The sequence below is a fragment of the Rhodococcus gordoniae genome (genome assembly GCF_001646655.1).
GTDB lineage: Bacteria > Actinomycetota > Actinomycetes > Mycobacteriales > Mycobacteriaceae > Rhodococcus > Rhodococcus gordoniae.
Genome location: NZ_LPZN01000096.1, coordinates 1 through 660, shown reverse-complemented (window position 1 = coordinate 660; position 660 = coordinate 1). Strand labels below are relative to the sequence as shown.

The window sequence follows — 660 nt, the reverse complement described above, 5'->3', positions numbered from 1 at the left end:
CAGACGTCGGTGCTGGTGGTCGGTGGTGCGCGGGCGGTGCGGCATATGACGCGCACCTTCTCCCGTAAGGACGGGGAGGGTTACCGCGTGGTCGGGGTGTGTGTGCCGCGGTATTCGGGGGCGCCGGGTGAGGTGATCGATGTCGACGGCCGGGAGATCACCATCTACGGCGACGAGCATTCGGTGGTCGACGCGTTGAAGTTGTCGCGTGCCGACACGGTGGTGGTCACCGCGACGGAGACTTTGGGCAGCGAGGGTCTGCACGATCTGGTCTGGCAGCTCGAACCGCTCGAGACGGATCTGGTGGTCGCGACGGGGGTGGTCGATGTGGCGGGTCCGCGGATCGAGATGCGTCCGGTGGCCGGCCTGCCGCTGATCCATGTGGAGAAGCCGAGTTATCACGGGGCGAAGCGGTCGGGGAAGCGGATTTTCGATCTGGCGTTCGCGAGTGCGGCGTTGGTGGTGTTGGCGCCGGTGTTCGCGGTGGTTGCGTTGTTGATCAAGCTCGAGGATCGGGGTCCGGTCTTCTACCGGGCCGAGCGGATCGGTCTCGACGGCACGCCGTTCGGGATGGTGAAGTTCCGGTCGATGGTCACCGATGCCGACAGGTTGGTCGACACTTTGTTGGCGCAGAACGAGGGTGCGGGTCCGTTGTTCAAG

The 660-nt window shown here is 65.5% G+C and carries 1 protein-coding gene; it reads left to right on the top strand.

Annotation, left to right across the window (positions count from 1 at the left end; translation table 11 throughout):
- On the top strand, positions 1-660 hold a 660-nt coding region (locus tag A8G18_RS22050), incomplete at both ends, for a sugar transferase (RefSeq protein ID WP_209447069.1).